Genomic DNA, 26,308 nt, shown 5'->3' on the forward strand with positions numbered 1-26,308 from the left:
CGCCACCGCCGCCCGCTTCGCGCCCGGCGGCGCGCGACGCTCCACGGCCGGGGCTCGGCACGGCGCTCGGGGCCGGGTCCCTGGGACTCGCCCTGCTGATCACCGCACTGGTCGTGGCCGAATGGGGGCCGCTGCTCTCCCTCGACGGGGAGGTGGCGCGGTGGCTGCACGGGCACGCGGTGACCGAGCCCGGCCTCACCCACGCCAACCGGCTGCTGAGCGACTGGGTCTGGGATCCATGGACGATGCGCGCGCTGACGGCGCTCGCCGCCGCCGTGGTGTGGCTGCGCGGTGAACGGCCGCTCGCCCTGTGGGTGGCGGCGACCAGCGCGGTGGGCAGCGCGGCGCAGCAGGCGCTGAAGTGGGCCGTGGACCGCGACCGGCCGCGCTGGCCCGACCCGGTCGACTCGGCGCACTTCGCCGCGTTCCCGTCCGGACACGCCCTGACGGCCACCGTCACGTGCGGGCTGCTGCTCTGGCTGGTACACAGCCGCCGCGCCCGCCCCTGGCTGCGGCGTACGGCGGTGGCCGTCGCGGCGGTGTCGGTGGCCGGGGTGGGATTCACCCGATTGTGGCTGGGGGTGCACTGGGGTTCGGACGTCATGGGCGGCTGGCTGCTCGGCGGGGCTCTGGTCTGGCTCTCCACCGCGCTGTTCAGGCGGTTGGCCTTGTCCCGGGGGTGGTGACCCGGCGAGGATCGGATACATGACGTTCAAGGGTGTACTTTTCGACTTCTCCGGGACTCTGTTCCGCATCGAATCAGCGGGGTCGTGGCTGCGGGCCGTGCTCGACGAGTCGGGCGTCGCCGTACCCCCCGACGAAGTGCGGCGGTACGCGATGATGCTGGCCGTGGCGGGCGCGCTGCCCGGCGGTTCGGCCCCGGAGCGGATCCCGCCGGAACTGGCCGAGGTGTGGGCCACCCGGGACGAGAGCGCCGACCGGCACCGCGCCGCCTACACCGGGCTGGCACGCCAGGTGGAGCTGCCGGCCCCGGGACTGTACGACGCGCTCTACGAGCGTCATATGACACCGGCGGCCTGGCGCCCGTACGCCGACGCCGCCGAAGTGCTCGGCACCCTGCGGCGCGCGGGTGTCGGCATCGGCGTGGTGAGCAACATCGGCTGGGACCTGCGGCCCGTCTTCCGCGCCTACGGGCTCGACGCCCTGGTGGACACCTACGTCCTGTCGTACGAACACGGCGTGCAGAAGCCCGACGCGCGCCTCTTCCGGCTGGCCTGCGAGGAGTTGGGGCAGGATCCGCACGACGTGCTGATGGTCGGTGACGACCGGCGGGCCGACGGAGGCGCCACCGAGCTGGGCTGCTCGGTCCACTTCGTGGACCACCTGCCGGTGGAGGAACGTCCCAGCGGGCTGCGCCCCGTCATCGCCCTGGCGGGGGCGGGCCCGCTGACCTGACCCCGTACCACCGCCCGGTCCCGCCGGTGGCCTCATCTCCCGTCCCGACCGCGTACGGCCGCTCCCGAGTCGGCGTACGCGGTCGGCGGCTGCCCGAGGAGCCTCTTGAAGGCCGTGGTGAACGCGGCGGGATTCTCGTATCCGAGCGTGGCCGCGACCCGGGCGACGGGCGCCCCCGCGGCGAGCTGCCCCAGCGAGTGCAGCACGCAGGCGCGCCCGCGCCACTGCGCGAAACTGAGCCCGGTGCCCGTCCGGAAGAGACGGCCCAGGGTGCGTTCGCTCACGGCGAGGGCGGCTGCCCAGCGGGCGGGCGGATCGTGGATGCCGGGGTCGCGAAGAAACGCCTCGCACAGCGCGCGCAGCCGGGGGTCGGCGGGCAGCGGCAGGTCGAGCGGCAACGGGGCGAGGTTCGCGATCTCGTGCAGGATCAGCCGTACGACGGTCGCGTCGCGTCCGTGCTCCGGGTAGCGCGGCGCCATGTCGACGGCCGCCAGGACGAGTTCCCGCAGCAGCGCGGAGACGTCGACGACCCGGCAGCGCGTCGGGAACCACGGGACCGCTCCGGGTTCGATGTAGAGGCTGCGGGTACTGACCCCCTCCATGGCGACCCTGTGCGGCGTCATGGCCGGGATCAGTACGGCGCGGTGCGTGGGCACGGTCCAGGCGCCGTCGGCCGTCCCGACCCGCATGACGCCGGTGGCGGCGTAGAGGAACTGGGCGCGGCGGTGCTCGTGGCACGGCAGGAGATGACCGGGCGGATAGTCGGTGCCGATGGCCAGGACGGCACGGTCGAGGCCGTCCACCTCCGCGACGGGAATGTTGCGCACCCGACGAGGCTACTTCCCGGAGCTGTCCACTACGCGTAGGAAGCTGGCGAACAGTCGATTGCCCGCCAGAGGGAGGCGTCCGTAGCGTCGCCCGGGTGCTGACCTCCTCGTTCGACCTTGTTGTCGTCCTCTTCCTCTTCGGGTGCCTCACCGGCGTCACGACGGTGTTCTTCGGCTTCGGCGGCGGCTTCGTCACCGTCCCGGTCCTCTACGGCTCCCTGACCGCCGCGGCGGACTCCGGTACGGACGCGATGCGGGTGGCGGTGGCGACCTCGACGGCCGTCATGCTCGTCAACTCCCTTGCCGCGACGCGCGCGCAGCTGCGCGCGGGACGGCTGCGCCGGGAGTACCTGTGGCCGCTGGCGGCCTTCGTCGCGGCCGGCGCCGCCGTCGGATCGTACGCGGCCACCCGGACCGGCGGCCCGCTGCTGCGCGTCCTGTTCGCCGCCTACCTGGTGGTGACGATCGCCGACAGCCTGCTGCGCCGTGGCTTCCTCGCCCTGCAGGACCGTGCGCGGCCGGTGCCGCTCGGGCGGTTCACCACCACGTTCGGCGGGGTGGGGATCGGCGCGGTCGCCGCCTGCCTGGGCGTCGGCGGCAGCGTCATGACCGTTCCGCTGCTGCGCCGCAAGGGCCTTCCGATGGCCGACGCGACGGCCATGGCGAGCCCGCTCGGCGTGCCCGTCGCGGTGGCCGGGAGCGTCGTCTATCTGCTCGCCTCGGCGCCCGCCCATCCGGGCCGGGTGGGCTACGTCGACCTGGCGGCGTGCGCCGCCCTGCTGAGCGGATCGCTGCCCACCATCGCACTGGTGAGGCGCGTCGCGGGACGCGTCCCCGACCGCGTGCACTCCATCGCGTACGTGACCCTCCTCGGGCTCGTCCTCCTCGCGATGGCGGTGACGGGAGCGTGATCCCCGGCCGACGGACGGGCCGGTGAGGCCCGTTCCTCCCGACGGAGTGTCGCTTTATGCCGGTTTATTGCCTTCTGGAAGGATTACGAACTCTATCCGCATGTTTCCGAGAGGGGCTTCGGCGATGGCTGCTGTTTCGGTGTCCACGCACGGCTTCACCTCCGTCCGCGGGCGTGGATACCGCCCCGAACAGGTGGACCTCAGGGTGTCCGTCCTCTGCCGTCAGCGCGACGAACTGTGGGAGCGCGCCGAGCGGCTCACCGATTTCGTCGCGCGGCTGGAGGAGGAGACCCACCAGCTGTGGGAGCGGGTCGCCGCGCTGGAACCGCAGACGTACGAGGCCCTCGGCCCCGGCGCGCAGCAGGTGCTGGCCGTCGCGGTGGCGGAGGAGGCGGCGGTGCGGACGCGGGCGGGCGCCGAACGCCGGGGGCTGCTCGACGCGGGGGACGCCGCCGCCCGTGAGGTGGCCGAGCGGGCCCGCGAACAGGCCGACGCCGTACGGAAGAAGGCGGAGGCGCGAGCCCAGGACGTGCTGACCGCCGCGCGCGAGGCCGCCGCGTCGCTGCTCGGCGCGGCGGCGGGCGCGATCGAGGAGGAGGGCGCGGAGGGTCGCGCCGCGCTCAAGGAGGTGCGACGGCGCACCCAGCGCCTGATCGACGACGCCGAACGGGAGCGCGGCGAGCGGCTGGCCGCGCTGGCACGTGAGTTCGGTGAACGAGCCCGTGCCCTGGAGGCCGAGCGCGCCGAACTCACCGCACGGGCGGAGGCCCGGCTGGCCGAGGCCCGTCGCGCGTTCGCGGAGGCGGGGAGACAGGGCGAGCGCGTGGACGAGGCCGCGCGGGTGCGGGCAGGCGAACTGGTGGCGCGCGCCCGCGCACGGGCGGAGGAGATCGGCCGGGAGACGGAACAGGTCCTGGAGGGACACGCGCGGGCACGGGAGGAGACGCACGCCTCCCTGGCGCGCGTCGAGGAGAGCCTGGTGGCGCTGGTGGGCAGGCCCGCGGCCGACGAGCAGTCGTGAGGCGTGAGCGGGAGGCGTAGTCGTGAGGCGTGAGCGTGACGTGCGGTCGTGACGCGTGAAGCGTGAGGCGTGAGCGGGACATGCGGTCGTGACGCGTGGTCGTGAGGCGTGAGCGGGACATGCGGTCGTGACGCGTGAAGCGTGAGGCGTGAGCGGGACATGCGGTCGTGACGCGTGGTCGTGACGCGTGGTCGTGAGGCGTGGTCGTGACGCGTGAAGCGCGACGTGCGGTCGCGGGCCGGGAGGGGCCCGCGCCGTCGTCTCAGCGGAACACCGTGGCGAGGTCGCGCCAGGCGGTGCGGGCGAAGAGACCGCGGCCGGCGGTGACCACCTGGACCGCGATGTGGTCGGCGCCCGCTCTCCGGTACGCGGCGAGCCGCTGCGCGATCTCGTCGGGCTTGCCGTACAGGAACAGCGCGTCGACCAGCCGGTCGCTGCCGCCGTCGGCCAGGTCCTCCTGGGCGAAGCCGCGACGCAGCCAGGCCCTGCGGTAGTTCGCCAGCTTCAGAAAGGGGGCGAGCAGACGTCGGGCGTGCGGCCGGGCCGTCCGCGCGTCGTGGTGCGGGACGACCGTCACCTCCACGGCCAGCAGGGACGTACGGCCCAGAGCGGCGCGGGCTCGGGCCGTGTGGGTCACGTCCACGAGGTGGGAGTGCACACCCAGTGACCTCGCGGCGGCCAGCCGCGTCATGCCCGGCCCGTGCGCGCCCACGATCCGCGCGGCGGGCGGCAGTGCGGGGACGGCCCGGTCCAGTGCGTCCAGGTAGGACGCGAGCGCCGTACGCGGGTCGCGGTAGCGGTCCACGAACTCGGCGTGGCTGACGGCCAGTCCGACCAGGAGCCGCCGCCGCTGCCGCTCGGGCAGCGCGTGGTAGGCGGCGGCGAGCAGCTCCGCGGGCTGGTCCCAGATGGAGACGCATCCTGTCGCGACGGTGACCCGGCCGGTGGCGCCGAGGAGTTCGGCGGCGGTGGCCAGGTCGCCCCGGGGGTTGCCGCCGGGCGTACCGCCGAGCCAGAGCGAGCCGTACCCCAACGCTTCCAGTTCGGCCGCCGCTTCCTTGGCCTCGGCCCGGTCCCCATGGGTGAACGCCGTGCTCCAGACGCCGATCGCCCCAAGGTCCACGCGTACCTTCCCCTCCTCGGCCCGAACCCCTTTGTAGCCTCGCGCCCGGGGCGCCCCGGGCCGGACGGCGCACGCTGTCCAAAACTCGTGCCGCCGGTGTCCGGAAGGACCCGCCTCGCGCGGCCGGGTCAGGTCGCGGCCATGTACTCGACCCAGCTCCCGGCGCGTCAACGCGCCGTGTTTGGCGGTGTACCGCGCGCTCGGGGACCCGGAGGCGATCGCCCGATGGCGGGTACCGGCCGGGATGACCTGCCATGTGCACGCGTTCGACGTCCGCGAGGGCGGCGCGTTCCGGGTCCCGCTCCTGTCCGACGTGCCGCTCGGCACGGGCAGGTCGGCCTCCGGCGGCGACACGTACCTCGGTCGTGTCGTACGGCTCCTGCCGGACGAGCGGGTGGTGGAGGAGCTGGAGTTCGAGACGGCGGATCCCGCGCCGCTCGTCGAGGCGTGCGGGAGGCGGCTAGGAGGATGAGGGTGCCGGGGCGACGCCGCTCCCCGCACGCGTGACTCGTCCTGCGTAACCCCCGCACCTCCCGTACCGCACTTCCCGTACCGTGCGCCCCGTACCGCGCGCCCCGTACCGCGCGCCCCGTACCGCGCGCCCCGTACCGCGCGCCCCGGACCCCTGGCACCCTGCCGATGTCCGGTCCGGCGCTCTGACCTGTTTGGATGAGTGAACGGCCATCGCCGATGGCCGCTACTCACGCGAGGAGCAGTCAGGGTGTCACAGCGGGGACCGCGGGGCCTGGTCGAGCGGATGGAACATCACCAGGTCGCGATCTACCTGGTGGCGATGGCGGCCGGGGCGCTGCTGGGCCGGCTGGCTCCGGCCGTCGGCCCCGGGCTGGAACACGCGATCAACCCCGTCCTGGGCGCGCTGCTGTTCGTCACGTTCCTTCAGGTCCCGGCGGGCGAACTGGTCCGCTCGCTGCGCGACGGGCGGTTCCTGGCCGCCGCGCTGGTGGTCAACTTCGTGGTGGTGCCGCTGGTCGTCGCGGCGATGTTCGCGTTCCTCCCCACCGACCAGGCGGTCCGGGTCGGGGTTCTGCTGGTGCTGCTCTGCCCGTGCGTCGACTATGTGATCGTCTTCTCCGGCCTCGCCGGGGGGTCCAACCGCCGTCTGCTGGCCGCCACCCCGCTCCTCCTGGTCGCCCAGATGCTGCTGCTGCCGGGGTTCCTGTATCTGTTCATGGGCTCCGGCCTGGCCGATGTCGTGGAGGTCGGCCCGTTCCTGGAGGCGTTCCTCTTCCTGATCGTCATCCCGCTCGGACTGGCCTGGGGGCTACAGGTGTGGGCCGCGCGCCGACCGGCCGGGCTGAAGGTCTCCGACGCCGCGACGACCACGATGGTGCCGCTGATGGCCATGACCCTGCTGGCCGTGGTCGCCTCCCAATTCCCCAAGCTGGGGGACAGTTTCGGCGATGTCGCGGCCGTCGTGCCGTTCTATGTCCTGTTCCTCGTGGTGATGGCGTTCGCCGGGAAGGCGGTGGCCCGCGCCTTCCGCCTGGATGTACCCGCCGGGCGGGCGATCGTCTTCACCGGCGCGACCCGCAACTCCCTGGTCGTGCTGCCCCTGGCCCTGGCCCTGCCCGACACCCTCGCCGTCGCGGCGGTGGTCGTGGTCACCCAGACCCTGGTCGAGGTCCTCGGCATGGTGGCCTATGTCCGTCTCGTTCCCCGGCTGGTGCCGGGCGACGAGTCGGTGCCCCGGGCTTCCTGATTCCACACTCCACGCGGTCGGCGGAGTTCACGAAGCCCGCGAAGCCCGCGAAGTCGAAGTGGTCGTGATCGTGATCGGAGTGAGCGCACGGCGTACGGCGTACGGCGTACGGCGTACGGTCCGTCGCGGCCGGGGCGGGTGCCGCGCGGTGGGGCCGTGATGACCCGCGCGGACAGTGTGGGAGCGGTGTGCGCGTATCCGCCCGCGCGGGCGCGGCGCCCGCACACCGGCTCGTCGTTGATCGTCGTCCGGGCGGACCTGACCGACGGCACCGGCCGTCCGGTCGGCCTCACCGTCCGGTCGCAGGCGGTACGGAGCGCCGACCGCGCGCCTGACCCGGGCTACGGACCGCAGCGTCCGAAGGGGGTTCGTTCCCTTCCTCCGTCAGCCAGCGCTCATCACCGGTGGCGCCCGTGGTTTGCTGGGGTCATGATCTCGACGACATCGGTTCCCGGCGCTGTCGCCGTACCTGCCGGGGACCCGCGGCTCGGCATGGCCGGAGGCCGTACGCTCGCCGGCCGGGGCGGTGCGTCATGACCGGGCGCGGGGGCGCCCCGGCTTCCGAGGGGGCGGCCGGGAGGGTCCGCGAAGGGAGCACCGGGCGGACAGCGCCGCCGTTCGACCCGGAACTGGGCGCCGCTCTGCTGGCGTTGGGCGACCTGTCGGAGAAACGGCTCACCCGCGACAACCTCGCTGCCCACCGGCGACGAGACGCCGCGAGCCGCCCCCGGCCCACGGCGGCCGAGCTGCGTGCCGACGGCCGCTTCGCCGTCGAGGAGCTGCGCGTGCCCGGCGCCGACGGCAGTCCGGACCTCACGCTGGTCCACGCGCGGCCCGCCGAGGCCACCGGTCCGCTCCCGGCGCTGTACTACCTGCACGGCGGCGGGATGATCATGGGAAACGCCTGGGGTGTCCTGCCGAGAATTCTCCGCGACTGGTCCGCCCCGCTCGGTCTGGCCGTCGTGTCCGTGGAGTACCGGCTGGCGCCGGAGACGCCCTATCCGGGGCCCCTGGACGACTGCCTCGCGGGACTGTTGTGGACCGTCGGCCACGCGGACGGGCTCGGCATCGACGGTGAACGCGTGATCATCGGCGGCAAGAGCGGCGGCGGCGGCCTCGCCGCGGCCCTGACCCTGCTCAACCGGGACCGGGGCGACGGACCGACGCCCATCGGGCAACTCCTGCAGTGCCCCATGCTCGACGACCGCCTCCGTACCCCGTCCGCCCGCCAGATGGCGGGCGCGGGCCCCTGGGACAGGGCTTCCACCGCCGTCGCCTGGCACAGCTACTTGGGCGACCGCCACGACGCCCGGGACCTGCCGCCCTACGCGGCCCCCGCTCGCGCCACCGACCTGAGCGGGCTGCCGCCCACGTATATCGACGTCGGTTCCGCGGAGACCTTCCGGGACGAGAACGTCGCGTACGCACAGGCGATCTGGCAGGCCGGCGGTGACGCGGAGCTGCACGTCTGGCCCGGCGCGTACCACGGCTTCGACTCGATCGCCCCCACCGCGGCTCTCACCCGCGAAGCCCGCAGCGCCCGAGCCCAGTGGCTGAGCCGCGTACTCGGACGGTCCTGAGGTCCACACCCCGCTCGGTCCGCACCCCGCTCGGTCCGGGCGCCGACGTGCGCCGCGCCCTCACACTGACGAACGGACGACACACTCCACAGGGGTCAGCAGATGAGTTCCGCGGTCTTCTCCTTGTACTCCCGCATCTCTCCTGCCTCGTAGCCCGCGTCCTTCAGGCTCCGCATCAGCGCGACCGGGTCGGCGCACAGGCCGGGACGCTGCTGATCGAGGTAGGACTTGACGTCTTCAGCGGGCAGTTCTTCCCACGCCCGTCTGGTGTCTTCGTTCTTCTCTTGCGCGTAGGAGAACTCGACCCACTCTTTTTCCCGGTCGGTCAGGCGGGAGGTGTCAATGGGCGTACTGCTGCCGCCACATGCTCCGGCCATGAGAACACATGCCACCACGAGACATATCCGAACTTCCCTCATAACGAGTCCCCCTGAGTAGATCCCGGAGATTCTACGGTCGAACGCGGGTGCCCAGTCGGGGGCCACACGTTCGCATCGAGTGACCGAGCGTCCGCGACGATCAGCGCCCCATCGGCCCGCGCGCGGTCCGATCCACGCCTCGGCGTCCATGGCGGCGCCGCCGCATACGCCGGGATGCCTTGTCATTACGTCAGATTGGGCACGTCGGAGCGAGGTCTCGGGCAGAATCCTGAGAGTACTGGGGTACTGGGGTACTGGGCGTCGATTTCAGGGAGCTGCATTGGGATACGCGATGGGAAGTATGCCGGTGAGCGCATTTCTTCGCAGCCGATTCCGGTCCCTGGGGGACGGCGGGTACGCCGGTCTCGTATTCCTGTTGGCGCGTTCCGCCGACAACCCGGACCTGCACCGGAGATTGTTCCGGGAGTGGCCTGACACGCACGATGTCACACGACGGTATCTCGGAGTGATCACACCGGCTCCGTCCGTCATCGTCATCGACGATCGCACGTGGATGCGTGAGGCTTTCTCCACCGCCGTCGGCGGCGTCGCCTGCCTCGGGGAGCAGATGCGGCTGAACACGCCAGGAGAGCGTGCGGAGTCGACGTTCCAGATGGATGTGCGACCGGCGGAGGAACATATGACCCTCATGCCGACCCTGACCCACCCACTGCGCGCACATCAGGAAGCGCTCACCGCGGCGGCCACCGAGATGCGGAAGTTCTTCGGCGTCTCCGAGGAGCTGCTGCCCTGTGCCGTCATCGTCTCCCTGCAGGAGAAGCGAGCGTTCGCCCTGGCGCTGAACGACGTCCCCAGCCTGTATGCCCTGCTGAAACAGATCAAGATCAGGCTGGAGCCCGCCACCACCGAGATCGACATGAAAGACGTGGAACTCGCGCGAGCGAAGGAGGCCCGGCTCACCCTCCGCTCCGACGGCGCCCTGGGGAAGCTGCGCGGGAATGCCGACGGGCTGTGTGCGACCTGGGACTTGCACGTGACGCTGCTCGCCTCCGACCTGGTCAGCGTCGCGGGCGAGCGAACCGATGAGGACGCCTCACTCTGCCGCTGGATGGCGCGACGCCTCGGCCATGACAAGTCACTGACCGCCGAAGAGCGTGACAAGCCGCTTTCGGCCGAGGAAAAGGAGTCGGCGCGCACACTGGTACGTCTGCTCAGCGAAGCCGGAATCCACGGACGCCTGCCGAGAAGGTTGCGACGCACGCTTGCCAAACTGAACGCCGGATATCCCCACAGCGCCGACACAGTAGTCCGACGAGCGGCCGTGATCGAGGAAGAACGCGCGATCGAAAGGAACATCGGGCAGCTCAAGGCGCAGATCGATGAACTCGGGCAACACCTGCGCTTGGGAGCGGCAATCGTCGACGCCGCACGGGAGTTCGGGCTGATCCCCGTCAGCCCCCAGGGCAAGCTGGCCTGGCGGGAGCTGACATGGCCCATCGAGGTACTGGCGCGGCCCAGAAGGGCCCCGTCGGGTTCTGGCCCGGGTCCGACCGTCGGCACGGTGGAGAACACGGTGGACCACGCGGTGGCCAGGAACATCGTCCAAGCCGGCACCATCCACGGAGGCGTGCACTTCCACGAACAGGCGGGAGGTTCGACGACCGCCCTCCCTGAAATCGCCGCCCCTTCCGAAGACAGCGCCACGAGGGTGCAGATCTCGCCAACCCCAGACACCACACCGGGACCGGCGCCGGGGCCTGTGCCGGGACCGGAACCCGTACCGGGACCGGGACCGGAACCCGCACCGGGACCGGAACCCGCACCCGCACCCGCACCCGCACCCGCACCCGCACCGAAGTCAACGTCCGAATGACGTCCGGAGCCGACCGCTCAGCACTCCAGCCGGAGATCATGATCTCGCTGGCGGGAGCCGCAGGTCAGCCCAGGTCGGGGATACGCCCGTCGCGCCCGCCGGTCGGGAGAGGGTGACCTCGCCGCGGGCGTACAGCCGCTGCCGATGATCGCGCTGAGCTGTCAGATATATTCCGTCACTCGATATATACTCGCCGCATGGAACGGCAGAGCCCGTCCTTGACGGAAGCAGAGCGATGAATCGGCACGATCCCCCGACGCTGCCCGCGCACCGTCCGGGAGCCGCAAGGCAGACCCCCGGGGCCGCCGACGACCCCGGTCCTTCGCGTACGACACGGCCGTGGCTGCCGACTCTGCTGTACAGCCTGGGGTTCCTGACGGTCTACCTGCTCGCCATCTGCACCCCGTGGGGGCAACGAGCCGAGAACGCGCTGTTCGATCTCGGCACCAACAGCGGCAAAGAGGCGTGGATCTACCCCCTGTCGGGGGCGGCCTACGGCTCGACGCCCCTGCCGCCGCTGGAATTGAGCGCCAGGCCCACCCTGATGGTGGGCCTGGCCGTCATCGTGGTCCTCACCCTGGTGCGGCGGTGCTGGTCGCAGGGGTGCGCCGCGCTCGGGGTCGTCATTCTCACGACCGGCGGCAAGGAGGTGCTCAAAACGACGCTGCCCCGCCCCGATCTGGTGGGCGCGCGCGAGAATCTCCTTGACCAGGGTTTCCCCAGCGGGCACACAGCCATCCCCGCCGCGCTGACCCTCGCCGCCGTCCTCGTGGTTTCCCCCCGCGTCCGCCCCTACGTCGCCACGGCCGGTGTGCTGTGGCTCGCCTGCGTCGCCGCCGCCACCGCGACCCTCGGCGGCCACCGGCCCAGCGAAGTGCTGGGGGCCACCCTGCTGGCCTGTGCCTTCCACAGCCTCGCGACCTGGTTGCTGCCGCCGCCGGTCACCGCCGCTCCGGGCGCCGGCCCCCTTGTACTGCCCCTCAGCACTCTGACGCCCGCATTGGCCATCGCCCTCGTTTCCGCAGCGCGGAACGACTCCCTCACAAGGTCACTGGTCTCCGCGGCGACGGCCTTCCTATGCGCGGCCCTGGTCCGGTACGCCGCACTCGGGCGGCCCGCACACACTGCACACACCGCACGCGACACACGCCCCGCACCGGCCTGACCCCACCCGGCCGACTCCGGGCCCCTGCCACCGTTCCATGTCCGTGAGGCGCACACGGTGAGGGTCAGCTCTGTGGCCCGTGACCGCCGGTACGGTGCCGGTGGTCACGGGCCACACGTGTGTGCGGAGGAGCAGAGGGAAGGGTCAAGCGGCGCGGCGTCCGGTGATCAAGCGGTACCCGATCAGGATGATGAGCGAGCCCGCGATGGCCGCGATCCAGGTGGACACGTCGAAGAAGCCGTTCATCGGATCGACGTTGAAGATCGCCTTGCCCAGGAACCCGCCGAGCAGGGCACCCACCACTCCGAGGACCATGGTCAGAAGGATGCCGCCCGGGTCCTTGCCGGGGAGCAGGAACTTCGCGATCGCACCGGCCAGCAGGCCGAGGATGATCCAGGCAATGATTCCCATGCTGACGACTCCCGAAGCGAGCACACCGTACCGGCGGCGGTTCCGCGGTATCTCGTGCTCAACTGCGGGTGCCCCTGCTTGCTCGCGCCAAACAGCGCTTGGTGTGAGGGGCGTCCCGGCGCGGTGCCGAGGACAGGGCCGACGAAGCGGGTCACGGGGGACTCACACCGACAACCGCGCTGTGCACGTCCTCCGTACGGGCCGTACCAGCTCGAGCCCCGAGCCCCGAGCCCCGAGCCGCGGGCCCCGGGGCCCGGCAGGTGTGAGGCTGACCCGGCGGGTGGCGCGCTCCGGCACCGGGAACGCCCAACTGCCGTTCCAGGTGCCGGATGGCCCGGGGACAGCGGTGGCTGCGCCATGTCCAGACGCTGCGCCGCCCGCCCGAAGTGCGACTCCTCGTACGAGGATCGGTCTGTTCAGCAGGTGCCCGGGGTGGAGTTCCACGTTCGCCACGATGGCGCGGTTCCCGGAGGCGTTCAGCGGTCGGAGCGCCTGGGGTCTCTCGTTGGGATCAGGCCGGGCTCGCGGGCCCTGGTGCCGTGGATCGCCGCGTTGTCGTCGCTCGCGCACGCTGCGCGTGGGCCCCCTCCTCCGCCCCGCGATCCACGGCACCGTACCCCCTCCCTGGTCAGGCCCGATCCAAACGAGGACGCTAGAGTTGCGAAGCTCCTCCGTCGACAGGGAACTCCGTTCCCGTGGAGAAGGTCGCACCGAACGCCAAGAACGCCACCGCGGCGGCCACTTCCTCGGACGCCCCCAGCCGCAGCATCGGGTTGGTGCTCCGGTAGGTGTCCTTCATCGTCCCGGCGACATCGGCGGGGAAGGAGCGGTCCAGGATGCCCGTGTCGATCGGACCGGGGCTCACGGCGTTGACACGCACCTTGCGCGGCAGCAGTTCCCTGGCCAGGGTGCGGGTCATCGACCGCAGGGCCGCCTTGCTCGCCGAGTAGACACTGAGCGCGTCGATGCCCAGGACGTTCACCACCGACGTGGTGAGGACCACGCCGCTTCCCTCGCGCAACAGCGGCGCCAGCGCCTGCACGGTGAAGTACGGGCCCTTGGTGTTGATGTCGAACAGCGTGTCGTACATCTCCTCCGTCGTGGAGTCGAACGGCCCGGACGCGGTGACACCGGCGTTGACGAACAGCGCGTCCACCGCGCCGAACCGCTCCTGGACCGTGCCGGCCAGCGCCTTGATGTCCTCCAGGGAGGCGGCGTCGCCGCGAACGGCGATCGCCCTGTCCCCCAGTTGTTCCAGCGCGGCGTCCAGCGTGGATCGGGTGCGGCCGGTGATCAGTACGTGCGCGCCACCGTCCGCGAACAGCCGGGCCGCGGCCAGGCCGATGCCGCCGCTTCCGCCCGTGATCACGATCTTCTTGCCTTCAAAAGTGGTCATGCCTCAAGCAAAATATCCACCGGTACCCCCTGTCCAAGACCTGTTCCGTATGCCGTCATGTCCCAGGCGTATGACGGCGTGCGGCGTACGCTGGGCGCATGGATGTCGATCTGCGGCTCGTGCGCTATTTCACGGTCGTGGCGGAGCACGGCAATTTCGGCCGGGCAGCCACCCGGCTGCACCTGGCGCAGCCGTCGCTGAGCCGCCAGATCCAGCGGCTGGAGGCTCAGCTCGGTGTCCGGCTCTTCGACCGCTCACCGCAGGGCAGCAGCCTGACCGCCGCCGGACATGCCTTCCTTCCCAGGGCCCTGATGCTGCTCCAAGAGGCCGAGCAAGCGGCTCGCACGGCCAGAGCCGCCGTCCAGCCCCGTACCGTCATCGTCGGCTGCGCCGAAGGACTGGTCATCACCGCCTGCGTACAGGAACTGCGCCGCCGGCACCCCGACGCTCAGGTCCGCACCCGGCACGTCGACTGGCGGGACACACGCGCCCTCGCGGAGGGGCGGGTCGACGCCCTCGTCGCGTACCGGCCCCTGCCCTTCCCCGCGGACGGCCTCCGGGTGAGCGACCTCCATGAGGAATCCCGGGTGCTCGTCACGTCGGCGCGTCATCACCTGGCGAACCAGAGCACGGTCAGCCCGCGGGATCTGTCGGACGAGGAACTGCTGCCGTGTGTCAGCACTCCGGTGGTCTGGAGCACGCCCAAACCGGTCGGCGACCGCCCGGCGCCACCCCCGCCCGCGATCGACGACAGCTACGAGGACAAGCTGGAACTCATCGCCACCGGCCACTGTGTCGCGATCTTCCCTGCCGGGGATCGACGCGCTGCCGTGCGCGAGGACATCGCCCTGGTGCCCGTCGTCGACATCGACCCCTGCGAGGTCGTGCTCGTCACGCGCGCCGACGACCCGAACCCGCTCCTCGGATCGCTGGAGGATGTCGCACGCGCAGTACTCGGCACGGCCTCCCGACGGGAGGACGACGGACTGCCGGTCGGCTGACGGCCTACGGACCGTCATCGGGCACCGGCCGCCATCGGGCACGGTCGTCGTGAGGTCCGATAGGTCGATAGGCCGATTGGCCGATACGGACAAAACGGCCTGCGATCGGATGCCATGAGCTGCGGACACCGATCGCAGGTGGGTGCCAGGCGTCGCGAGTCAGGCGTCAGACACGCCCTAGTGGGTGGTGTAGCCGCCGTCGACGGGCAGGGCGACGCCGACGACAAAGCCGGCGGCGGGGCTGCACAGCCACACGGCGGCCGCGGCGACCTCTTCGGCCCGGCCCAGGCGGCCGATGGGCTGCTGCTTCATGATCTCGGCCATGGCCTCCGCCTGGCCTTCGAGCATGCCGGTGACCATGGGGGTCTCGATCACGCCGGGGCAGATGGCGTTGATGCGGATGCCCCGGGGGGCGTACTCGACCGCGGCGCTCCTGGTCAGGCCGATCACGCCGTGCTTGGAGGCGTGGTAGGCGGCGCGTTCGGGCAGACCGACCAGTCCGCCCAGCGAGGAGCAGTTGACGATGGCGCCTGAGCCCTGGGTGCGCATCTGGCGCAGCTCGTGCTTCTGGGCGGCCCAGACGCCGCGCAGGTTGACGGCGTTGACGCGGTCGAAGTCCTCGGCGCTCTCGTCGGCGGCGTCCGAGGGCGGCGCCTGGATCCCGGCGTTGTTGAACGCCATGTCCAGGCGGCCGTAGGTGTGCACCGCGCTCTGGACCATGGCGGCGGCCTGGTCCTCGTCGGTGACGTCGCACACCACGCCGATGGCCTGGTGGCCGGCGGATTCGAGTGCCTCGGCGGCGTGCTGAACGGCGTCCTTGTTGACGTCGGCCAGCACGACGGCGGCGCCCGCCTGGGCGAAGGCGCGGGCGGTGGCCAGGCCCATTCCGGAGGCCGCGCCGGTGACCAGGGCGACCTGGCCGGTGAAGTCGTACTGCGGGTTCATGGGGAGGATTCCGATCTCCGGGCGGTGTGGATGCCGGCCGGTGCTGCGGGGTCTGGGGTGCGTGTGGTGTGTCAGGGGCGCAGGAGGGCCTTGACGGCGCGGCGCTCGTCCATGGCCTTGTAGCCTTCGGCGGCCTGCTCCAGGGGCAGTTCCAGGTCGAAGACCTTGCCCGGGTCAATCCGGCCGTCCAGCACCCGCTGGACGAGGTCGGGCAGGAAGGCACGGACCGGTGCGGGGCCGCCGCGCAGGGCGACGTGGGAGAAGAACAGTTCCTCGCCGTCGATCCGCACGCCGTGGGGGACGCCGACGAAGCCGACGTTGCCGCCGGGGCGGGTGGAGTTGAGGGACTGCCGCATGGAGTGGGAGGTGCCCACGCACTCCAGGACGGCATCCGCGCCGATGCCGCCGGTCAGTTCCTTGACCCGGGCGACGCCTTCGTCGCCGCGCTCGGCGACGATGTCGGTGGCGCCGAACTCGCGGGCCAGCTTCTGCCGCGGCTCGTGCCGGGACATGGCGATGATCCGCTCGGCCCCCATTTCTCTGGCGGCGATGACCGCGCACAACCCGACCGCGCCGTCCCCGACCACCACGACGGTGTGGCCCGGCTGGACCTGGGCGGCGACGGCCGCGTACCAGCCGGTGCCCATCACGTCGGAGCAGGCGAGCAGGCTGGGCAGGTACGCGTCCGCGACATCGCCTGGGACGTGGACGAGGGTGCCGTCGGCGAGCGGGACGCGGACGTACTCGGCCTGGGCGCCGCCGACGAACTCACGGTGCACGCAGTTGGTCTGGTAGCCGTTCTCGCAGTGGGGGCAGGTGTTGTCGGAGGCGAAGAACGATCCGACGACCAGTTGGCCGGGCTTGATACCGGTCACCTCGCTGCCGACCTCCTCGACGATGCCGACGTACTCGTGACCACCGGGCGTGGGCCCCGCGACCTCGTTGACGCCGCGGTAGTCCCACAGGTCCGAGCCGCATACGCAGGTCACGACGGTGCGGATCACCGCGTCGGTGGGGTGCTGGAGGGTGGGCACGGGCCGGTCTTCGACCCGGACGTCACGGGGGGCGTGAAGCACAGTTGCGCGCATGGTTCTTTCCGTAGTCGCGGGAGAGGTGAGGTGTGGGGAGATGTGAGGGGTGGGGAGGCGTGGGGAGAGGTGTGGGGCCGAACGCCGAGAGCGCGCCGGGCGGCCCGCTGTCGAGGAAACAGCAGCTCGCGGGTGCCGGGAAGGACCCGTCGATGCGTGTACTGGCAGTGCACCTCTCCCGCGCCGGGATCGTCGTAGCCTCGATGACATGGACAACCGAAGCGAGGTCCGCGCCTTCCTCACCAGCCGCCGCGCCAAGATCACCCCACAGCAGGCCGGTCTTCCCGCCTCCGGGCACCGGCGGGTCAAAGGGCTGCGGCGCGAAGAGGTCGCGATGCTCGCCGGGGTCAGCGCCGAGTACTACGCCCGGATGGAACGCGGCAGCCTCTCCGGGACCTCGGAAGCCGTCCTGGACTCCCTTGCCCGCGCCCTGCGACTGGACGAGTCCGAGCGCGCCCACCTCATGGATCTGGCGCGCAGTGCCAGCGCCACCCGGCGCCCCGCCCGCCGCCGTGCCGCACCGTCCATCCGGCCCGCCCTCCAGCAGCTCCTCGACGCGATGACCGACGCGCCCGTCTTCGTCCGCAACGGCCGCCTCGACATCCTCGCCACCAACCGCCTCGGCAAAGCGCTCTACTGGCCCGTGTTCCAGGACCCCGCCCGGCCCGTCAACCTCGCCCGCTACCAGTTCCTCAACCCCACCGCCGCCCAGTACATGACCGAACTGGACGCCCAGAGGGCCGCGGCCGCCGCCCTCCTGCGTACCGAGGCGGGCCAGGACCCCTACCACCGTGAACTCAGCGACCTGATCGGGGAACTGTCCACCCGGAGCGAAGCCTTCCGCTCCCTGTGGGCCGCCCACGACGTGCGCCTGCACCACACCGGTACCAAACGCTTCCACCACCCCGGCGTCGGCGACCTGACGCTCGCCTTCGAAGCCCTGCCCATTCCGACGGACCCCGGTCTCACCCTCACCGCCCTCAGCGCCGAACCCGGCACCCCCGCCGCGGACGCGCTCCGCCTGCTGGCCGCCTGGTACGCCACCGTCGATCACGACGAGGCATCGACACCCGCCCCCACCAGCGACGAACACACCATGTGACCGCTCGTCCCACCGGCCGGGGGGACGTGCCACCCCATCGCCGTCCGCCCTGCGGGTATCGCTCGTCGTGGACCCGGCCCGTGGTGGCGTAGAGGTTGCGGTCGGGACCCACCACGCCCCCCGAAGCAATTACTTGGCCAGCCACACAATCGGTGTTACTTTTATGTGGCTGGCCACGGAAATGGAAGTGGTCGGCACGGCAACCCACTTGAGGAGAACACAGTCATGAAGGCCATCGTTTTCGACGCGTTCGGCGGCACCGAGGTTCTGCACGAGGCGGAGATCGACCTTCCTCAGCCCGGTCCGGGCCAGGTCCGTGTGCGTGTGCGGGCTGTCGGTGTCAACCCGGTGGACGGCAAGATCCGCTCCGGTGTCATGGAGGCCATCTTCCCCACCACGCTGCCCGCCGTGCCCGGCGGGGAGATCGCCGGTGTGGTCGACGCCGTCGGCGAGGGCGTCGACCACCTGAAGGTGGGGGACGAGGTCCTGGGCTGGTCCGACACGGGCTCCTACGCCCAGTACGCCCTGGCACCCGCGGCGGTCCTCGCGCCCAAACCGGCCGGCCTGGACTGGACACACGCCGCCACCCTGCCCGTGGCGAGTGACGGTGCCGAACGCGTGCTGGACCTGCTCGACGTCGCCTCGGGTGAGACGCTGCTGATCCACGGCGCGTCCGGCGCGCTCGGCACCATCGCCGTCCAGCTCGCCGTCGCCCGCGGCGCCCGCGTTATCGGCACCGCGGGACCGGCCAACCAGGAGTACGTCGCCTCGCTCGGCGCGACCGCGCTGGTCTACGGGGAGAACCTGGTCGACCGGGTCCGCGCGCTCGCCCCCGAAGGGGTGGACGCCGTCTTCGACGCCGCGGGCAAGGGCGCGCTGGAGGATTCCATCACCCTGCGCGGCGGCACCGACCGGATTGTCACCACCGCGGACTTCCGCGCCCGCGAACTCGGCATCGTCTTCGCCGAGGGCCCGCAGCGCCGCTCCGCCGCCCGGCTGGCCGAACTGGCCCGGCAGGCCGCCGACGGCATACTGGTGACCGCGATCAGCGCCACCTACCCGCTGGCGGAAGCCGCCAAGGCACAGCAGGCCAGCGATGGCGGCCACAACCGCGGCAAGATCGTCCTCGCCGTCAACTGACCGATCGCCCCCACTTCTTGTGATCAGGGAGCAGCAATGCCCGACACCACCTCATCGCCCTCGGAGCTGCCGAACGCGGCGCGCGACGGGCGGTTGAGCTACGCCATCTTCCAGCTCGCCCGCGCCCACCGCGGCCACGCCGCCGCGATGTTGCGCGCCCTGAACCTGCACCCGGGACAGGAACTGCTGCTGATGCAGCTCTTCGACCACGACGGTCGGACACAGGCCGAACTTCTGGAGCGTGCGGGCCTCGACCACTCGACCGTCTCCAAGTCGCTGCGCCGCATGCAGGAGGCCGGGCTGCTCACCCGGGAGCCCGCCCCGTACGACCGGCGGGTCATGGTGGTGAGCCTCACCGATGCCGGCCGCGCCCTGCGGGAGCCCATCGCCGATCTGTGGCGCACGCTGGAGCAGATCTCCGTACGCGATCTGACCCCTGACCAGATCGAGATGTTCACCACGTGTGCGCAAACCATCGAGAAGTCGGTCAGGGACCACGGTCGGCAGGCACCTGTCGCCTGATCAGGCGCCGCCGGGCGGGCCCACTCGTCAGGCGGACCGCCCCCTGCCCCGCGCGGAGCGAGGGTGCCCCGAGGGCCGACCTCGCCGCCGAGGGGGCGACGAGAACCGCCGCGCACGCCGCGTGCTGTGCCGGAGTGGCGCATCGTCACGGCGGTCGAGGAACGCACACCTTCCGGTCCGCATCCCGTCGCGCCATGTGCCGGGACCGCGTTCGAGGTGGCCTGACCGGCTCGCTCGGAGCGGTCCGCCCCGCCCGCCACCAGGCCCTAGCGGTGGACCGCGCCCTCCTGGAGCCCGCCGAGTCCCGGGTACGACGACTCCGGCCGTGCCGCTTCGCGTGCCGGAACGCCGACCGCTGGGCGACGACCGCCGCTCCCGCGCACTGCGCCCGCGCGTCCAGCCGTCGGTGACCTTGGGCGATCCCCCGCGTCGCCCAAGGCCCCCGGCAGCCCACGCACCGACCCGGCAGAGCCAGGGTCGGCACTCCGCGAGTATATTGGCTCGGAGCCAGTCAACGCAGGAGTCCAGCATGTCCCCTCGAAGCCCGTCGGTCAACGAAGAGCTTCGTCGGCGGTCCCGCGAGCGGCTTCTCGACGCGACGGTGGAGCTGGTCGCCGAGCGGGGTTACGAGGCGACGACCCTCGCGCACATCGCCGACCGGGCCGGGTGCGCGCGGGGGCTCGTGTCGTACTACTTTCCGGGGAAGCGCCAGCTGCTCCAGTCGGCCGTGCACCGGCTCATGCACCGCACGCTGGAAGACGGTCTGCGGCGCGAGCCGGTCACGGAGGACGGGCGGGAGCTGCTGGCGCGGGCGATCGACGCGATCCTGGGATTGACGGCGCGGTGGCCGGTCCTGATGCGTACGCATATGGCCGGGATCCTCCAGGCCGAGGGGTTCGTCCAGTGCCCGGAGCAGCGGCGTCTCGCCGCGCTGCTGCGCGAGACGGTGGAGCGGTACGGGTCGAAGGCGCCGGAGAGCGACTATCCGATGCTGCGCGCCCTGCTGATGGGCGCGGTCTTCGCGGTCCTGCTGCCGGGGGCGCCGATGCCACCGACGCGGCTGCGCGCGGAGCTGTTCTCGCGCTACGGGCTGGACTGGGAGCTGGGTGTTCCGCCGGACGGGGGCCGCCCGGCGGAACGGGTCACAGCGGCCTTCCTCAGTGGCGGAAGTCCTTGACGTAGTCGGGCTGCGTCTGCGCGTTCAGCTCATGCATCCGCACCCGCTTCGCGGGGTCCGTGAGGCGGTCGTCGAGCTTCAGCACGTCGAAGCCCTTGACCATGTCGTTCGAGTAGATGTGGCCGTTGTAGTAGTACGCCGACCACGTGCCGCCGCCGACCAGGGACTCGGTCGACAGCGGGCCGCGCTCGAAGAACGCGATCTCCTTCGGCTTCGCGGAGTTGGTGAAGTCCCAGACCGAGACTCCGCCCTGGTACCAGGACTGGACCATGATGTCGCGGCCCTTGACCGGGATCAGCGACCCGTTGTGGGCGACGCAGTTCTCGGTGTTCGCCTGGTGGCGCGGGATCTTGTAGTAGCTGCGGAAGACGAGCTTGCGCTTGTCGCCCTTGCCGACGATGTCGTAGATGCCGTCGGCGCCCCGGTTGGGGCCGATCTCCGCGTTGCAGGTGGCGGCGCCGCCGCCGCCCAGCTCGTCGGTGAAGACGACCTTGTCGGCACCCTGGTTGAAGGTGGCCGAGTGCCAGAACGCGAAGTTGACGTTGTCCTGGACCCGGTCGATGACCTTCGGCTTCTCCGGGTTCTTGATGTTCATCAGGATGCCGTCGCCCATGCAGGCACCGGCCGCCAGGTCCTTGGAGGGCAGCACGGTGATGTCGTGGCAGCCCGAGGTGGCGGAGACGCCCGGGTTGGTGGGCGCGCCCGGGTTGCCGCCGTCCGGGAAGAGGACCTCGAACTTCACGAGCGCGGCCTTCTGCGGGGCCTTGCGCGGCACCTTGACGATGGAGATGCCGTCGTGCGGCGGCTGGCAGTCGGGGAAGGCGGCGCTGGGCCCGTACGAGGAGACGTAGATGTAGACGTCCTTGGCCTTGGGCACCAGCGTGTGGGTGTGCGAGCCGCAGGCGGTCTCCACGGCGGCGACGTACTTGGGGTTGCGCTTGTCGCTGATGTCGAAGACCTTCATGCCCTCCCAGGACTCCTTGATCGACGCCGACTGCGCGACGCTGTTGCAGGAGTTGTCACTGCGGGAGGAGTCGGTCGACAGGAAGAGCAGGTTCCCCGAGACGGAAATATCGTTCTGCGATCCGGGGCAGAGAACCTGGGCGACGGTCTTCGGGGCCTTCGGGTTGCTGATGTCGAAGATCCGGAAGCCGTCGTAGTTGCCGGTGAAGGCGTAGTTGCCCTGGAAGGCCAGGTCCGAGTTGGTCCCCTTGATGAGGTCCTTCGGGACATTGGCGAGGTGGGTGATGTTGGAGCTGTGGACGATCTCGTCCACGCCGGGTATCTCGCCCTGCTCGATGGCGGCCTTCACCTCGGCGGCCTGGCTGCTGGAGATCTTCTCCTCGGCCGGGCTGTCGCCGGGATCGGGACTGGCGATCGCGGGCCCTGCGGTCAGCAGAGTGGCGAACAGGCCGGCCGCGGCTGCCGCCACGCCCAGACGTCTGCGCCGCACGCGGGGGGTGTGGAACGAGGTCACTGCGTCCTCCCTGGTATCCGTTCTGGTGAACGGTCACGGACTCGGAAGTATCGTCCTTCTCATGTACATCTCAACAGATGGCAACAGAGACGTAATGAAAGTTTTTGATCACTGGCAGCCGGAAGCATGCTAGGAACGTGTTCCATCACCCCATGCACCGCAGGAGGTAGCCGTGTTGGCGCGTCGCCGCAGTCAGCGCATCCGCCGGTCCGTGTCCGCCGCGGCGGTGACCGTCGCCGTACTCGCCCTGGGAGCCTGCGACTCGGGGGACGACGACGGCACCGACGCCGCGAAGGCCGAGGCGGCCCAGGGACCCAGCGTGGTGGCTCCCGGGAAGCCGGGTGAACCCGCGAAGACGCTCTCGGCCGAGGAGGCGGCGAAGGCCGCGCCCGACAACACGCCCAACTCGGCCGACTTCCTGTACGCGCGGATGATGATCGTCCATCACGGCCAGGCGCTGAAGATGACCGAACTCGTCCCGGAGCGGGCGGATTCGGACTCGGTGAAGCGGCTCGCTGCCCGGATCGCCGCCTCGCAGAAGCCCGAGATCGGGGCGATGCAGGGCTGGCTGGACAACAACGGCGGCGCGAAGAAACAGCACGACCATGATCACGGCTCGATGCCGGGAATGGCCACCGAGGCCCAGCTGAGGCAGTTGCGGGCGGCCGAGGGCACCGCGTTCGACGAGCTGTTCCTCAAGCTGATGATCACTCACCATCAGGGCGCGGTCACGATGGCCACCGACGCGATCTCCAACGGCAGGAACATCCAGATCGGGGACATGGCGAAGGACGTCATCTCCCAGCAGAGCATCGAGATCAACCGGATGCGCTCGATGTGAGCGCGGTGGCGCGCGCCGTTGGCGTACGTGCCACTGGCGTACGTGCCACTGGCGCGCGTGCCACTGGCGCGCCCGGCGGCGCGGGCTCCGGTGTCACCCGCTCCGCGGCGTCAGCGGCGATGGTGACGCGGCGTCAGGTGTCCTTCGTCGCGGGCGCCCGCGATCAGCTTGAGTGCTTTGCGACGGCTGAATCCGGTGGCGGCCATCACCGCGAGCACCGGGTCCTGACCGGCGCGCTGGGCGGCGCGGTAGACCTCCGCGACGCCGCGCCGGGCGGCGCTGCCGCGCGGCAGGGACGGGGCGGCCCGGTGCCGGCCGGACTCGGCGGCGGGCGCGGGCTCGGGACCAGGCGCGGGCTCGGGATCGGGCTCAAGTTCGGGATCGGGATCGGGTGTCGGCTCCCGCCCTGACTCCGGCTCCAGCCCCGGCTGCGGCTGCGGCTGCGGCTGCGGCTGCGGCTGCGGCTGCGATCCACCGCACTCGGGCGCGGGCCGGGGCGGGGATTCGGGCTCGGGTACGGGAACGGGTACAGGAACGGGAACGGGGACGGGGACGGGATCCTGCGCGACCGCGCACTCACGCGCGGGCTCGACACCGGCGGGCGTCCCGCCGTCACCGTCCGCGCCACGGGCTCCGTCTCCGTCTCCCGTACCGAGGTCGACGTCGGCGTCGGCGTCGGCGTCGGCAACGACAGCCGTCCGGAGCGGGGGCGGCGGCCGGTGCGGACCCGTGACGACCTGACAGGCGTTCTGGAGCGGCGCCTCGATCGCCTCGGCGAGCGCCGCGAAGCCCTCCAGAGCAAGGGGCGGACTGGCCTGCGCGTCCTCGATGGCGATGTGGCCGTCGCGCACCACCGCGAGCACATCGATCCGGGCGCCGTCCGCGAAGGTCAGCCGGACATCGACCCAGGGCGGCAGGATCTCGTGGCGCGCCGCGCCGTGCCTGGGATCACCGGCGCCGGTGACGGTGCCGTGCCCCTGCACCTCCCATGCGGGCCACTCGCACGCGTCACGCTCATGTGGTTCCTGGGCGGAAGTCAATTTATGTTCCGACACATTCACCACTTAATCAGGCAATCCACCCTTATTCTCATGGCGCGCACGCACATGATCCGTACGGCACCCTGTCGGCTCATCGCACCGGCACGGCCGCGTCCTCCGGGAGCCGGGCGTCCTGGGCCGCTGCCGCGCCGAGGACGCTGCTCAGCAGCCCGGGGAAGAGGGCGTCCAGATCCTGGGCGCGCAGCCCGCTCATCTTGGCCGTCCCCCGGTACGTCTGGCGGATCACACCGCTCTCGCGCAACACCTTGAAGTGATACGTGCAGGTGGACTTCGAGACCGGCAGCGCGAAGTAAGAGCACGACAGCTCGTCGTCCACCCGGGCCAGCTCCCGGACGACGCGCAGGCGCATCGGGTCGGAGAGCGCGGTCAGCACACCCTCCAGACGGATCTCCGCGCGCGAAGGGTGCGCGAGTTCGCGGGTGCTGGTAGCCACGGCCACGTCGGCTCCACTTCGTCGGGGTGGGCCCATCGTACGACGCCCCTCGTCGTTCGAGTCATTTCGTACTACGAGGGAGCCGGAACCTCCGCATCCGCCGTGGACGGCGTGTGCAGTGTGGACAGTACGAGAGTCACCTCCACCGGCGCCCCCGACGGCAGCGCGACCACCCCGACCGCCGTACGGGCGGGCGGTCGGCCACCCAGCAGGGAGCGCACCCGCGCGCTCGCGCCGTCGGCGACGCGGCTGTGCTCGGTGAAGCCGGGCGCGACGGCGAGGTGGACCGTCATCGATACGGCGGAGTCCAGCCGCAGCCCGGCCGCCCGCACCGCCCCGCGCGCCGCCTCGACCGCGCGCCCGGCCGCGAGCGCGGCCAGCGGGACCGCGTCCGCGACGGACAGATCCGCGCCGAGCACGCCCGCCGCGATGACGCCGCCGTCCGCGCGCGGGGTCATCCCGGCCGTGAAGACCAGCCCGCCCGCGATCCGCGCGGCGGCGTAGTCCCCCGCCGGAACGGGCGCGTCCGGCACCGGGCCGCCGGGAGCCAGGACGCCGACGACCGGCTCCGAACGCTCCGTACGCTCCGGCCCTTCCGTCCCCTCCGAACCTTCCGCACCGCTCACAGCAGCGGTCCCGTGTCACAGGCGGTGAGGACCTCGTGGCCGGTCTCGGTGATCAGTACGGTCGCCGACAGACCGACCCCGGCGCTGTCCCGCACCCGCAGCGTGGGCACCACGTGGACCACCATGCCGGGCGCGAAGAGGCGCTGCTCGTTCTCCCCCAGGGAGAGCAGGTGCCCCTCGCCCCAGTCGGGGGCGAAGGCGATCCCGACCGAGTAGCCGCTGCGCTTGCGGTAGGTGTGGGCCAGGCCCGCGTCCGCGATGGCGGCCTTGCAGGCCGCGTGCGCCGCCGCAGGGGATCCGCCCGGGACGACATGGGCCAGGGCCGCGTCCCTGGCCGCCGCGCAGGCCGTGGCCATGGCGGCGGGTTCGCCGGAGAGCGGACCGGTCCATACGGTGTGCATGAGGGGCGCGTTGTACCGGCCGACGGTCGCGGACATCTCCAGGAGTACGGGTTCGTTGGGGCGGATGACCCGGTCCGTCCAGCTCGCGTGGATGGTCCCGGCGCGCGGCCCCGAGGCGACGAACGGCTCCATGCCGAAGTACTCGGAACCTGAGGCGATGAGCCCGCCGAACGCGGCGGCGGCGACCGTACGCTCCGAGGCGCCGGGAACGGCCGCCTCCGCCGCCGCCGTCATCCCCGCGTTGGTGGACCGGGCGGCCGCCCTGATCCGCTCGATCTCCAGCGGCGACTTGACGAGCCGGGCGGCGGCCAGCGCGCCGTCGATGTGGGTGACCCGCGCGCCCGCCGTGTCCAGCAGGGCCGAGAGCTTGAGGAACGGCTCGGGCGGCAGGAACCAGGAGCGGGCCTCCATCCCGACCGCGCGGGCGCCCGGCGCGATCCTGGCGAGGAGTTCGGCNNGGCCGTGACGATCAGGCACTGGTACGTGTAGTAGCCCGGGGTGGCGTGACCGGAGAGGTAACAGACGTTCTCCGGCGTGTGGACGATGACGGCGTCCAGTTCCTGGGCCTTGAGGGTGGCACGCAGTGCGGCCAGGCGGCGGTCGTACTCGGCGGCCGGGAAGACAGGGGGCATGGGGTGCTCCTGAGGTGTCGTCGGGGGAAACGGGGGGCT

The 26,308-nt window shown here is 71.5% G+C and carries 28 protein-coding genes; 15 read left to right on the forward strand and 13 right to left on the reverse strand.

From position 1 onward, the window contains the following. Both DVH02_RS29060 and DVH02_RS29065 read left to right on the forward strand, forming a co-directional pair. Positions 1-686, forward strand: a 686-nt coding sequence (locus DVH02_RS29060) for a phosphatase PAP2 family protein (RefSeq protein WP_233518523.1), incomplete at its 5' end; no start/stop codon positions are given. A 19-nt stretch (positions 687-705) separates the two neighbouring features. Then, entirely contained in the window at positions 706-1,416 is a 711-nt protein-coding gene (locus DVH02_RS29065; RefSeq protein WP_114626836.1) for an HAD family hydrolase, read from the forward strand. Positions 1,417-1,448: 32 nt separating this feature from the next. Here DVH02_RS29065 and DVH02_RS29070 read toward each other — a convergent pair whose 3' ends face one another. Further along, positions 1,449-2,243, reverse strand: a complete 795-nt coding sequence (locus tag DVH02_RS29070) for an AraC family transcriptional regulator (protein ID WP_114626837.1) — start codon at positions 2,241-2,243, stop codon at positions 1,449-1,451. Between the two features lie 95 nt (positions 2,244-2,338). Between DVH02_RS29070 and DVH02_RS29075 the strand changes: the two genes are divergently transcribed. After that, positions 2,339-3,154 carry a sulfite exporter TauE/SafE family protein gene (locus tag DVH02_RS29075; protein ID WP_114626838.1) on the forward strand — a complete coding sequence of 272 codons (816 nt, stop codon included), beginning with the start codon at positions 2,339-2,341 and terminating at the stop codon, positions 3,152-3,154. A 124-nt stretch (positions 3,155-3,278) separates the two neighbouring features. Then, positions 3,279-4,175 carry a coiled-coil domain-containing protein gene (locus tag DVH02_RS29080; protein ID WP_147286150.1) on the forward strand — a complete coding sequence of 299 codons (897 nt, stop codon included), beginning with the start codon at positions 3,279-3,281 and terminating at the stop codon, positions 4,173-4,175. Positions 4,176-4,437: 262 nt separating this feature from the next. Here the strand turns inward: DVH02_RS29080 and DVH02_RS29085 are convergent, their stop codons facing one another. Next, the gene (locus DVH02_RS29085; protein ID WP_114626840.1) at positions 4,438-5,298 is read right to left on the reverse strand and encodes a TIGR03620 family F420-dependent LLM class oxidoreductase; all 861 of its coding nucleotides are present in this window, start codon (positions 5,296-5,298) and stop codon (positions 4,438-4,440) included. A gap of 187 nt (positions 5,299-5,485) precedes the next feature. On the opposite strand from DVH02_RS29085, the gene DVH02_RS29090 reads away from it, so the two are divergent. The 3 genes from DVH02_RS29090 to DVH02_RS29100 all read left to right on the forward strand — a co-directional run bounded on the left by DVH02_RS29090 (position 5,486) and on the right by DVH02_RS29100 (position 8,598). After that, positions 5,486-5,770 carry an SRPBCC domain-containing protein gene (locus DVH02_RS29090; protein ID WP_325051412.1) on the forward strand — a complete coding sequence of 95 codons (285 nt, stop codon included), beginning with the start codon at positions 5,486-5,488 and terminating at the stop codon, positions 5,768-5,770. Between the two features lie 285 nt (positions 5,771-6,055). Further along, positions 6,056-7,018 (forward strand): arsenic resistance protein, encoded by a 963-nt coding sequence (locus DVH02_RS29095; protein WP_199566458.1) that lies wholly within the window; start codon positions 6,056-6,058, stop codon positions 7,016-7,018. A 533-nt stretch (positions 7,019-7,551) separates the two neighbouring features. Further along, positions 7,552-8,598: an alpha/beta hydrolase gene (locus DVH02_RS29100; protein ID WP_114626843.1), complete on the forward strand. Its 1,047-nt coding sequence runs from the start codon at positions 7,552-7,554 to the stop codon at positions 8,596-8,598. A 95-nt stretch (positions 8,599-8,693) separates the two neighbouring features. On the opposite strand, the gene DVH02_RS29105 is transcribed toward DVH02_RS29100, so the two are convergent. Next, positions 8,694-8,975: a hypothetical protein gene (locus tag DVH02_RS29105; RefSeq protein WP_114626844.1), complete on the reverse strand. Its 282-nt coding sequence runs from the start codon at positions 8,973-8,975 to the stop codon at positions 8,694-8,696. Between the two features lie 349 nt (positions 8,976-9,324). Here DVH02_RS29105 and DVH02_RS29110 point away from each other — a divergent pair, with 349 nt between their 5' ends. Together DVH02_RS29110 and DVH02_RS29115 are read left to right on the forward strand one after the other, a co-directional pair. After that, the gene (locus tag DVH02_RS29110) at positions 9,325-10,851 is read left to right on the forward strand and encodes a hypothetical protein (protein ID WP_147286151.1); all 1,527 of its coding nucleotides are present in this window, start codon (positions 9,325-9,327) and stop codon (positions 10,849-10,851) included. A 235-nt stretch (positions 10,852-11,086) separates the two neighbouring features. Next, the gene (locus DVH02_RS29115; protein ID WP_114626846.1) at positions 11,087-12,016 is read left to right on the forward strand and encodes a phosphatase PAP2 family protein; all 930 of its coding nucleotides are present in this window, start codon (positions 11,087-11,089) and stop codon (positions 12,014-12,016) included. 144 nt (positions 12,017-12,160) lie between these two features. Here DVH02_RS29115 and DVH02_RS29120 read toward each other — a convergent pair whose 3' ends face one another. Further along, the gene (locus DVH02_RS29120) at positions 12,161-12,427 is read right to left on the reverse strand and encodes a GlsB/YeaQ/YmgE family stress response membrane protein (RefSeq protein ID WP_114626847.1); all 267 of its coding nucleotides are present in this window, start codon (positions 12,425-12,427) and stop codon (positions 12,161-12,163) included. A 652-nt stretch (positions 12,428-13,079) separates the two neighbouring features. After that, positions 13,080-13,823, reverse strand: coding sequence for an SDR family oxidoreductase (locus DVH02_RS29125; RefSeq protein WP_114626848.1), 744 nt, complete (start codon positions 13,821-13,823; stop codon positions 13,080-13,082). Between the two features lie 98 nt (positions 13,824-13,921). Between DVH02_RS29125 and DVH02_RS29130 the strand changes: the two genes are divergently transcribed. Beyond that, a complete protein-coding gene (locus DVH02_RS29130) occupies positions 13,922-14,824 on the forward strand; it encodes a LysR family transcriptional regulator (RefSeq protein WP_114626849.1) in 903 nt (300 codons plus the stop codon). 177 nt (positions 14,825-15,001) lie between these two features. Here DVH02_RS29130 and DVH02_RS29135 read toward each other — a convergent pair whose 3' ends face one another. Both DVH02_RS29135 and DVH02_RS29140 read right to left on the reverse strand, forming a co-directional pair. Next, complete coding sequence (locus DVH02_RS29135) at positions 15,002-15,769, reverse strand: glucose 1-dehydrogenase (protein ID WP_114626850.1); 768 nt, start codon at positions 15,767-15,769, stop codon at positions 15,002-15,004. A gap of 71 nt (positions 15,770-15,840) precedes the next feature. Further along, complete coding sequence (locus DVH02_RS29140) at positions 15,841-16,857, reverse strand: zinc-dependent alcohol dehydrogenase family protein (protein ID WP_114626851.1); 1,017 nt, start codon at positions 16,855-16,857, stop codon at positions 15,841-15,843. 208 nt (positions 16,858-17,065) lie between these two features. Between DVH02_RS29140 and DVH02_RS29145 the strand changes: the two genes are divergently transcribed. The 4 genes from DVH02_RS29145 to DVH02_RS29160 all read left to right on the forward strand — a co-directional run bounded on the left by DVH02_RS29145 (position 17,066) and on the right by DVH02_RS29160 (position 20,798). Beyond that, on the forward strand, positions 17,066-17,959 hold the full coding sequence (locus DVH02_RS29145; protein ID WP_114626852.1) for a helix-turn-helix transcriptional regulator: 894 nt from the start codon (positions 17,066-17,068) through the stop codon (positions 17,957-17,959). Positions 17,960-18,184: 225 nt separating this feature from the next. Next, positions 18,185-19,099 (forward strand): NADP-dependent oxidoreductase, encoded by a 915-nt coding sequence (locus DVH02_RS29150; RefSeq protein WP_114626853.1) that lies wholly within the window; start codon positions 18,185-18,187, stop codon positions 19,097-19,099. Between the two features lie 36 nt (positions 19,100-19,135). Then, complete coding sequence (locus DVH02_RS29155; protein ID WP_114626854.1) at positions 19,136-19,621, forward strand: MarR family winged helix-turn-helix transcriptional regulator; 486 nt, start codon at positions 19,136-19,138, stop codon at positions 19,619-19,621. A 529-nt stretch (positions 19,622-20,150) separates the two neighbouring features. After that, the gene (locus DVH02_RS29160; protein ID WP_114626855.1) at positions 20,151-20,798 is read left to right on the forward strand and encodes a TetR/AcrR family transcriptional regulator; all 648 of its coding nucleotides are present in this window, start codon (positions 20,151-20,153) and stop codon (positions 20,796-20,798) included. Here the strand turns inward: DVH02_RS29160 and DVH02_RS29165 are convergent. Then, entirely contained in the window at positions 20,779-22,275 is a 1,497-nt protein-coding gene (locus tag DVH02_RS29165; RefSeq protein WP_114626856.1) for an LVIVD repeat-containing protein, read from the reverse strand. The genes DVH02_RS29160 and DVH02_RS29165 overlap by 20 nt on opposite strands. 172 nt (positions 22,276-22,447) lie before the next feature. On the opposite strand from DVH02_RS29165, the gene DVH02_RS29170 reads away from it, so the two are divergent. Continuing rightward, positions 22,448-23,116, forward strand: coding sequence for a DUF305 domain-containing protein (locus DVH02_RS29170; protein WP_114626857.1), 669 nt, complete (start codon positions 22,448-22,450; stop codon positions 23,114-23,116). 110 nt (positions 23,117-23,226) lie between these two features. On the opposite strand, the gene DVH02_RS37190 is transcribed toward DVH02_RS29170, so the two are convergent. The 5 genes from DVH02_RS37190 to DVH02_RS37275 form a co-directional block, all read right to left on the reverse strand. Beyond that, positions 23,227-24,156 (reverse strand): DUF6214 family protein, encoded by a 930-nt coding sequence (locus tag DVH02_RS37190; protein WP_407697691.1) that lies wholly within the window; start codon positions 24,154-24,156, stop codon positions 23,227-23,229. A 91-nt stretch (positions 24,157-24,247) separates the two neighbouring features. Then, the gene (locus tag DVH02_RS29180) at positions 24,248-24,646 is read right to left on the reverse strand and encodes an ArsR/SmtB family transcription factor (protein ID WP_114626858.1); all 399 of its coding nucleotides are present in this window, start codon (positions 24,644-24,646) and stop codon (positions 24,248-24,250) included. 35 nt (positions 24,647-24,681) lie between these two features. Further along, positions 24,682-25,236, reverse strand: coding sequence for a RidA family protein (locus tag DVH02_RS29185; protein ID WP_199566455.1), 555 nt, complete (start codon positions 25,234-25,236; stop codon positions 24,682-24,684). Further along, a complete protein-coding gene (locus DVH02_RS29190) occupies positions 25,233-25,871 on the reverse strand; it encodes a M24 family metallopeptidase (protein ID WP_456113499.1) in 639 nt (212 codons plus the stop codon). Before DVH02_RS29190 ends, DVH02_RS29185 begins: the two co-directional genes overlap by 4 nt. Next, a complete protein-coding gene (locus tag DVH02_RS37275; RefSeq protein WP_456113500.1) occupies positions 25,868-26,269 on the reverse strand; it encodes an aminopeptidase P family N-terminal domain-containing protein in 402 nt (133 codons plus the stop codon). The genes DVH02_RS29190 and DVH02_RS37275 overlap by 4 nt, the downstream gene beginning before the upstream one ends. Between the last annotated feature and the right edge of the window lie 39 nt (positions 26,270-26,308).

The sequence above is a fragment of the Streptomyces corynorhini genome, assembly GCF_003346515.1.
Taxonomy (GTDB): Bacteria; Actinomycetota; Actinomycetes; order Streptomycetales; family Streptomycetaceae; genus Streptomyces; species Streptomyces corynorhini.